The following is a 7,609-nucleotide window of genomic DNA, read 5'->3' on the forward strand; positions in this document are numbered from 1 at the left end:
AATCGGAATCGATTTTCGGAAAGTACGATGCGGAGATTCAAAGTGTTAGAGCCTACTTTGTGCGTCCAATTGGACGCACATCGCTCTAGTCGCCCGCCAGATCCTTGCGGAACGGCGTGTGCTCTTCAAGATAGTCGCCCATCCGCTCCACTTCGCGCCGCTCGCGCCTGAGATAGTCGGCGACCGCATTGCGCAAGCCGGGATGCGCGATGTAATGCGCCGAATGCATGATCACCGGCCTATAGCCGCGCGCCAGCTTGTGCTCGCCTTGCGCGCCCGCTTCGACCACTTTCAGCTTACGGTCGATCGCGAAGTCGATCGCCTGGTGATAGCAGACCTCGAAATGCAGGAACGGATGGTCTTCGATGCAGCCCCAGTTGCGGCCGTAGAGCGCATCGGAACCGATGAAATTGATAGCGCCGGCAATGTAGCGTCCATTGCGCTTGGCCATCACCAGCAGGATGTCGTCGGCCATGCGCTCGCCGATCATCGAGAAAAACTCGCGGCTGAGGTAGGGCCGCCCCCATTTTCTGCTGCCGGTATCCATGTAGAAGGCAAAGAAGTCGTCCCAGATCCTTTCGGTGAGATCCCTGCCGGTCAGCCAGTCGATCGAGATGCCGTGGGCGAGCGCCTCGCGCCGCTCCTTCTTCATTGCCTTGCGCTTGCGCGACGCCAGAGTGGCGAGAAAATCGTCGTAGGTCGAATAACCTTCATTGAAGAAGTGGAACTGCTGGTCAGTGCGGTGCAAAAAACCCGCCGCTTCCAGCGCCCCGACATCCTTCTGCTGCGCGAAGGTTACGTGCGCGGAAGAAACGCCGAGCTTGTCCGTCACCGCCTTCAGGCCCGCTGCCAAGCCGGCTTTCACGGCGCGACTGTCCTCGCCCTTGTTGACCAGCAGGCGAGGACCGGTGACCGGCGTGAACGGCACGGCGCATTGCAGTTTTGGGTAGTAACGCCCGCCGGCGCGCTCGAACGCGTCGGACCAGCCGTGATCGAAAACATACTCGCCCTGGCTGTGCGATTTCAGGTAGCAGGGAACGGCACCGAGCAGTTTTCCCTGCGCTGTCTCCAGCCTGAGATGATGGCCCTGCCAGCCGGTGCGCCGCACGGCGCAGCCAGAATCCTCAAGCGCGCTCAGAAAAGCGAATGAAACGAGGGGGTTGTAGCCGTTTTCTGTATCGCCGCGTGCGGTACCGCCGAGGCCATCCCATTCCGCGCAGGTAAAGGCTCCGATGCCGGAGGCAACCCGGATCGCATACGCTCCACTCGCCGTTTGCCCGTCGCCTTCATCGCCTTGATCCATGGGGCTTATCTAAGTTCCGTGCCGGTCCATGCAAGCCCGGTTCAAGCGACCGGTACAAGATCGGGTTCGAACCCTTCGAACGTCATCTGATCGGCATATCTGAAGGTCAGGTCGACCGCCGGTTGGTCGAGCACGGTCCAGGTGATGACCGGCATCTTGAGCCTTTCGCGCACGAAACTGACAAACCTGTTCGGCAGGTCGCCGGCGGCGTAGGAGGTGAAGGCGATGTCGTGCGCCAGCATGGCGAAATGCGCCTCGATCAGCTTGACGTCCGTGCCATAAGCGGTCAGCCCGCCCGGAATGCCGGGCGCCTGTTTGGGGAAATCGCGGATCAGCCAGTGGTCGAACGACATGATCGCCGCCTTGCCCTTGTAGCGCTTGAGCATCTTGCCGACGCTTTCCACCAGGCCTTCGTCCCGGCCGGGAACCCCTTTCAGTTCGACGACCATCGGCACACGACCATCGACCAGGTCGAGTGCCTGCTGCAGCGTCGGCAGATGGTCTGATGTGCCGCCAACCTTGAGTGCTGTCATCTCCGCTGCCGTTCGCTGCCAGACGAAGCCGTCCTGGCCGGTCAGCCGCTTCAGATCGCCATCGTGAATGACCACGGGGATGCGGTCAGACGACAGATGCACATCGCATTCGATCGCATAGCCGCGTTCAGCCGCCGCGGCAAAGGCGGAAAGCGTGTTCTCCCACCGCGTCTTGTTTATGTCGTGGAGGCCGCGATGGGCAACGGGTCGGGCGGTCAACCAGGAAAGATCGGTCATATCTGGCTCATTCGACTTCGAAGATGGCTTCGATTTCCACTGCGGCATTAAGCGGCAGGGAGGCGGCGCCGACGGCGGAGCGGGCATGTTTGCCGTGATCGCCGAGCACTGCAACCAGAAAATCCGAGGCGCCGTTGGCAACCAGGTGCTGCTCGACAAAATCCGGCGCCGAGGCGACGAAGACGGTGATCTTCACCAGGCGGCGGATTTTCTCGAGATCGCCAAGGGCTGCCTTGGCCTGCGCCAATACGTTGATCGCGCAGTATTTTGCCGCTTCCTTGCCGCTTGCGGTGTCGACATCGCGGCCGAGCAGTCCGCTCGCCTGCAGCTTGCCCTCGCTGAGCGGCAGCTGCCCGGCGGTGAACAGCAGATTGCCTGACCTGCAGTAGGGCACGTAGTTGGCGGCGGGCGCGGCGGCGACCGGAAGCGCTACGCCGAGATCGCTTAGCCGCTTTTCGATTGTTTCAGTCATGGTATTTCCCTATTGCTTGATGACGCCGGGCAGGCCGGGCCGAAATTGCTATTTTTGCCTCGCTTCCGCCACGACTTTTTTTAAGCTGGACCCTCTTTCCCTGCGGCCTGCCATCAGGCGCGATGATCGGAGCCCCTCATGCGCGCAACACGCCTCGCATTCCACGCTGCCTTGCTGCCAGCAGTGTTCTCGATGGCGCCGGCTTTTGCCGTACCGGCGCTGCAAGCGCATCGCGCGGTTTACGATCTGAGCCTGGACAAAGCCTCCGATCGCTCCGGCATTACCGGCATTTCCGGCCGCATGGTCTATGAGTTCAACGGCTCACCTTGCGAAGGCTACACGGTGAAGTTCCGCTTCGTCACCCAGATCGCCACCAACGACAATGCAACAAAGCTGACCGACCAGCAGACGACCACTTTCGAAGACGCCGAAGGCAAGACGTTCTCGTTCGTGACAAAATCCTTCGTCGACCAGAACCTCGACAAGGAGGTCAAGGGCACCGCGACGAAGGAGACGACGGGCCTCAAGGTCGACATCGACAAGCCGGAGAAGAGCAGCCTCGAACTCGCCGCCACCCAGTTTCCGACCCAGCATCTGGCCGAACTGATCGACAAGGCCGAAAAGGGCGAAAATTTCTACGAAACCAACCTGTTCGACGGCTCGGAAGATGCCGACAAGGTGATGACCACCACCGTCGTCGTCGGCAAGAAAGCCGATGCCGACAAGGCTGATCCGGAAGCGCCGGCACTGGCGAAACTCGCCACCGACAAATACTGGCCAGTCGACATCGCCTATTTCGACGGCACCGACAAGTCAGGCGAGGAGGTGCCAGAGTACCGGATCAGCTTCAAGCTGCATGACAATGGCATTACCCGCGACCTCGTCATGGACTACGGCGAGTTCTCGATGACCGGCAAGCTGGTCAATCTGTCGTTGTTCGATCAGTCGAAAGCCTGTCCGCCGAAATAGGCCCGCAAGGCGGCGGCGAATGACTTGAACACGCCGCAATTCCATCTCAACCTCAACGCCGATGGAGTCGATCGGGGGGTGGGTTGAGCAGAATCGATGTGTTCGTGGCGCCGAAGCCCAATCCGGCGCTGATCAAGGTCATGACTGTAGTCAACCGGGTTGTCATGCTGCATGGCATTCCCGGGTTTCGCGACCTGTTGCCGTTCAACCGCCTTGCCGGATTGCGCGGCGTCGCCAATGTCCGTCATATCGACTTTCCCGACGACGACCGGCAGCGGCTGAAGGCCTGTTGCGGCGCCGGCACGGCGACGTTCATCACGCCCAACCATCCGGAATTCTTTACCGACTGGATGATCGACAAGGAGATCGTCTCGCAGGTCAGTCCGCTCGCGGCATCCTGGGCCACGCATGGCGTCGTCAACGGCCTCGGCAGGATCATGCAGAAATTCTGGCTGGCCAACAATCTGATCGCCCAGATACCCGGCAACAGCGGGGCTGCCAAGGAACACTCGATCGCCTGGGCGCTGAAAGGGCATGGTGTTCTCTTGCATCCCGAAGGCGGCGTCGGCTGGCATGCCAATGTCGTCGGTCCGCTTCTTCCGGGGGCGGTCGAGATGGGGTTCGAAGCGCTCAAACGCAGTCGCGCTACGGATCAGGATTCCAGGGTTTGGATCGCACCGGTTGTCTGGAAGCTCGCCTTCACCAAAAATGTCGAGCCGGCGCTGGCGCAGGAATGCGCCTATGTCGAGAGGAGCTTGAAGATCGAACGCGGTGCCGCCGATACCCTGCCGGAGCGCGTCCACCATATCTATGCGACGCTGCTGTCGCGCGATGAGATTGCCTGTGGCATGGTGCCCGACGAACGGGCTTCGTATGCCGCGCGTCAGACTCAACTGCTGCTCGAATTAAGCCGACGCCTGGGGGAGGGTATTTCGGTCGATCCCGCTGTCAACGAGATCGCCGAGCTTTTAGGCAGGTCGCGCCGCTGGCTGCGGGAAGGCACCTGCGACGCCGAGCGACAAAAACAGATCCGCGCGCTGGCGGACATGATCCTGCGTCTCCAACGTGTCGGACCGTGGGCCTCAGCCAACCCGCGCATCACGCAAGAGGAGATCGCCGAGCATCTGAAGCGCATCCGCAACGACTATTGCAAGGGCACGCTGCGCGACACGATCAACCGCTTCGTGCCACAGCCGGCCGGGCCGCGCTGCGCGCATGTCCGGGTGCCGGAACCGTTGGGATTGCACGCCTTTCCGGGCTCGATCGACGATGCGCTCGCCGAACTGCACAGCCGTATGCAGGAGGCCGTCACCTGGACGGTAGCCGTACTCGAAGCCGCCGGCGGCTTCATTTTCTATCCGAATCCCTTCTATCATCGCTAACAGTGGATATTGGTTCCATGTGAGCTGGCTCCGCTGGTCGGCGCAAGATGAAGGAGTGCGGCAAGCCTCATGGCGGTCTATGTCGACGCGGCGATCTGGAAATGGGTCGGCCACCGCTGGTGTCACCTGCTGGCCGACGACACCGATGAGCTGCATCGTTTTGCAGCACGGCTCGGCATCAAGCGTTCGTCCTATCAGGGACCGCCGAAGACATCGGCGCCGCATTATGACATAACCGGCTTCGAGCGCGACCGCGCGGTGCGGCTAGGCGCCATCGAATGCAGCCGCGAAGAGATCGTTGCTGTTTTCCGGCGTGTCCGGGTGCCGAAGGGGAAGATACGACTATAGCCGGGTGCGCTGATCGCCGCACGCTGAGCCGCAAGACACCGCAGCGCTTGCGTTTGTCGCGCATCCCCTCTATATGCGCGCTCATTCCACACACGGACTTTGGTGTCTGCCCGGGAGAAATCCGGCTGAAACCTCCGGTGGCGTTCGAGGACAAAGTCCAGAAATGCCTGTGTCCGTGGAGGCTAACCGGAAAAGGAAATAAGAATGGCTCTGCCTGATTTCAGCATGCGCCAGCTTTTGGAAGCTGGCATACACTTCGGCCACCAGACCCACCGCTGGAACCCGAAGATGGCGCCCTATATCTATGGCGCCCGCAACAACATCCACATCATCGACCTCTCGCAGACGGTGCCGCTGCTGCACCAGGCGCTGAAGCAGGTTTCCGACACCGTCGCCAAGGGTGGCCGCGTGCTGTTCGTCGGCACCAAGCGCCAGGCGTCCGACATCGTCGCCGACGCCGCGCAGCGCTCGGCCCAGTACTATGTCAACTCCCGCTGGCTCGGCGGCATGATGACCAACTGGAAGACGATCTCGAATTCTATCCAGCGCCTGCGCAAGCTGGACGAGATGCTGGCCGGCGAGGCCCAGGGGCTCACCAAGAAGGAGCGCCTCAACCTTGATCGCGAGCGCGAGAAGCTCGACAAGGCGCTGGGCGGCATCAAGGACATGGGCTCGACGCCGGACCTGATGTTCGTGATCGATACCAACAAGGAAGCGATCGCCATCCTCGAGGCCAAGCGCCTTGGCATCCCGGTCGTCGCCATCATCGATTCCAACTGCGACCCGGACAAGATCGATTTTCCGATCCCCGGCAATGACGACGCGGCCCGCGCCATCCAGCTCTATTGCGATCTGATCGCCAAGGCTGCAATCGACGGCATCGCTCGCCAGCAGGGCGCGCTCGGCGTCGACGTCGGCGCTTTGGCCGAGGCTCCGGTCGAGCCGGCACTCGAGCCGACGCCGACCGCCGAGACACCGGCCGCCCAGACACCGGAAGCATAACAGCGAAGGCCGGTTTCGGCCTTCATCTTTCTCATATTCTGGCGCGCTAAGCGCCGGTGCCAGGCGCATCATCGAAGACCGGTGGTGCGTCGGTGCATTTTAAACAAAGAGGCGACAATGAGCATTTCGGCTGCACAGGTCAAAGAACTCCGCGACTTGACCGGCGCGGGCATGATGGACTGCAAGGCGGCGTTGAACGAGACCAACGGCAACATGGAAGAGGCCGTCGACTGGCTGCGCAAGAAGGGCATCTCCAAGGCCGACAAGAAGGCCGGCCGTACCGCGGCCGAGGGTCTGATCGGCGTCGATTCCGGTATCCGCGAGGCGGCCGTCGTCGAGGTCAATTCCGAAACCGACTTCGTTGCCCGCAACGCCGCCTTCCAGGAGATCGTCGCCAACGTCGCCAAGGTCGCGCTCGCCTATGGCGGCAAGACCGAGGCCGTCGCAGCCGCACCGTATCCGGGTTCGGACAAGTCGGTCGCCGACACGATCAAGGATGCCGTCGGCACGATCGGTGAGAATCTTGGCTTCCGCCGTTCGGCCAAGCTCACCGTAGAGCACGGCGCTGTCGCGACCTACGTCCACAATGCGGTTGCCGACGGCCTTGGCAAGCTCGGCGTGCTGGTCGCCATCGAGACGACAGGCAACGCGCAGGCCGCCAACGCCTTTGCCCGTCAGGTCGCCATGCATGTCGCCGCCACCAACCCGATGGCGCTGACGACGGAGCAGCTCGATCCGGCCGCGGTCGAGCGCGAGAAGGCGATCTTCGCCGACCAGGCGCGCCAGTCCGGCAAGCCGGAGGCGATCATCGAGAAGATGGTCGAGGGCCGTCTGCGCAAGTTCTACGAAGAGGTCGTGCTGCTCAAGCAGGTTTTCGTGCTCAATCCCGACATCACCGTCGAGAAGGCGCTGACGGATGCCGAGAAGGAAATCGGCGCACCGGCCAAGATCACTGCCTATCTGCGCTTCGCGCTCGGCGAGGGCATCGAGAAGGAAGAAACCGATTTCGCGGCGGAAGTCGCGGCGGCTGTCAAGAAGTAAACCGCACTCTATCTTTCTGAAAAGACTTTACGGCCGGGTGTCCACGAGGATGCCCGGCCGATTTCTTGCGCGGCGTCGATGAAGGCCAGACGGTTGGCGACAAGCCGGCTGGCTTTCTGCCGGATCTGCTCATGCCCCGATCTGCTCGTGCCCGGATCTGCTCGTGCAAGATGCATTTGCCGGCGTAAGCTAAAGGCTGGAAGAGAGTTTTCCGGTTCGGGGGGGGGCCGGGCGGGGGGCGGGCGGCGGGGATATGGGGCCCCCAAATTTTGGGGGGGCGCGGCGCCGCGGGGGCCCCCGCCCCCGCGCCGCCGCGCGCAAT

General features: G+C 62.1%; 8 protein-coding genes. 5 read left to right on the forward strand and 3 right to left on the reverse strand.

Annotated elements, in window-relative coordinates; all coding sequences use genetic code 11:
* Positions 1 to 85: 85 nt before the first annotated feature.
* The 3 genes from NKH36_RS16425 to NKH36_RS16435 are packed head-to-tail and all read right to left on the reverse strand — an operon-like array spanning position 86 to position 2,545.
* Positions 86 to 1,303, reverse strand: coding sequence for a GNAT family N-acetyltransferase (locus NKH36_RS16425; protein WP_352962910.1), 1,218 nt, complete (start codon positions 1,301 to 1,303; stop codon positions 86 to 88).
* A gap of 41 nt (positions 1,304 to 1,344) precedes the next feature.
* Complete coding sequence (locus NKH36_RS16430; RefSeq protein ID WP_352962909.1) at positions 1,345 to 2,073, reverse strand: glycerophosphodiester phosphodiesterase; 729 nt, start codon at positions 2,071 to 2,073, stop codon at positions 1,345 to 1,347.
* Between the two features lie 7 nt (positions 2,074 to 2,080).
* Entirely contained in the window at positions 2,081 to 2,545 is a 465-nt protein-coding gene (locus NKH36_RS16435) for a RidA family protein (RefSeq protein WP_352962908.1), read from the reverse strand.
* Positions 2,546 to 2,683: 138 nt separating this feature from the next.
* Here NKH36_RS16435 and NKH36_RS16440 point away from each other — a divergent pair, with 138 nt between their 5' ends.
* From NKH36_RS16440 to tsf, 5 genes are all read left to right on the forward strand, one after another.
* On the forward strand, positions 2,684 to 3,514 hold the full coding sequence (locus NKH36_RS16440; protein ID WP_352962907.1) for a cell envelope integrity EipB family protein: 831 nt from the start codon (positions 2,684 to 2,686) through the stop codon (positions 3,512 to 3,514).
* An 83-nt stretch (positions 3,515 to 3,597) separates the two neighbouring features.
* A complete protein-coding gene (locus tag NKH36_RS16445; RefSeq protein WP_352962905.1) occupies positions 3,598 to 4,896 on the forward strand; it encodes a hypothetical protein in 1,299 nt (432 codons plus the stop codon).
* 69 nt (positions 4,897 to 4,965) lie between these two features.
* A complete protein-coding gene (locus NKH36_RS16450; RefSeq protein WP_352962902.1) occupies positions 4,966 to 5,244 on the forward strand; it encodes a DUF4031 domain-containing protein in 279 nt (92 codons plus the stop codon).
* Positions 5,245 to 5,448: 204 nt separating this feature from the next.
* Positions 5,449 to 6,246: a 30S ribosomal protein S2 gene (rpsB, locus tag NKH36_RS16455; protein ID WP_095492864.1), complete on the forward strand. Its 798-nt coding sequence runs from the start codon at positions 5,449 to 5,451 to the stop codon at positions 6,244 to 6,246.
* Between the two features lie 117 nt (positions 6,247 to 6,363).
* Entirely contained in the window at positions 6,364 to 7,287 is a 924-nt protein-coding gene (gene tsf / locus NKH36_RS16460) for a translation elongation factor Ts (protein ID WP_352962900.1), read from the forward strand.
* Positions 7,288 to 7,609 lie beyond the last annotated feature (322 nt).

It is taken from the genome of Mesorhizobium sp. M1312 (genome assembly GCF_040318115.1).
In the GTDB taxonomy this organism is placed as follows: domain Bacteria; phylum Pseudomonadota; class Alphaproteobacteria; order Rhizobiales; family Rhizobiaceae; genus Mesorhizobium.

What these genes read in the sequence shown, in the direction of transcription:
- NKH36_RS16425 (WP_352962910.1), bottom strand. Translation starts at nt 1,303, where the DNA reads ATGGATCAAGGCGATGAAGGCGACGGGCAAACGGCGAGTGGAGCGTAT.
- NKH36_RS16430 (WP_352962909.1), bottom strand. Translation starts at nt 2,073, where the DNA reads ATGACCGATCTTTCCTGGTTGACCGCCCGACCCGTTGCCCATCGCGGC.
- NKH36_RS16435 (WP_352962908.1), bottom strand. Translation starts at nt 2,545, where the DNA reads ATGACTGAAACAATCGAAAAGCGGCTAAGCGATCTCGGCGTAGCGCTT.
- NKH36_RS16440 (WP_352962907.1), top strand. Translation starts at nt 2,684, where the DNA reads ATGCGCGCAACACGCCTCGCATTCCACGCTGCCTTGCTGCCAGCAGTG.
- NKH36_RS16450 (WP_352962902.1), top strand. Translation starts at nt 4,966, where the DNA reads ATGGCGGTCTATGTCGACGCGGCGATCTGGAAATGGGTCGGCCACCGC.
- rpsB (WP_095492864.1), top strand. Translation starts at nt 5,449, where the DNA reads ATGGCTCTGCCTGATTTCAGCATGCGCCAGCTTTTGGAAGCTGGCATA.
- tsf (WP_352962900.1), top strand. Translation starts at nt 6,364, where the DNA reads ATGAGCATTTCGGCTGCACAGGTCAAAGAACTCCGCGACTTGACCGGC.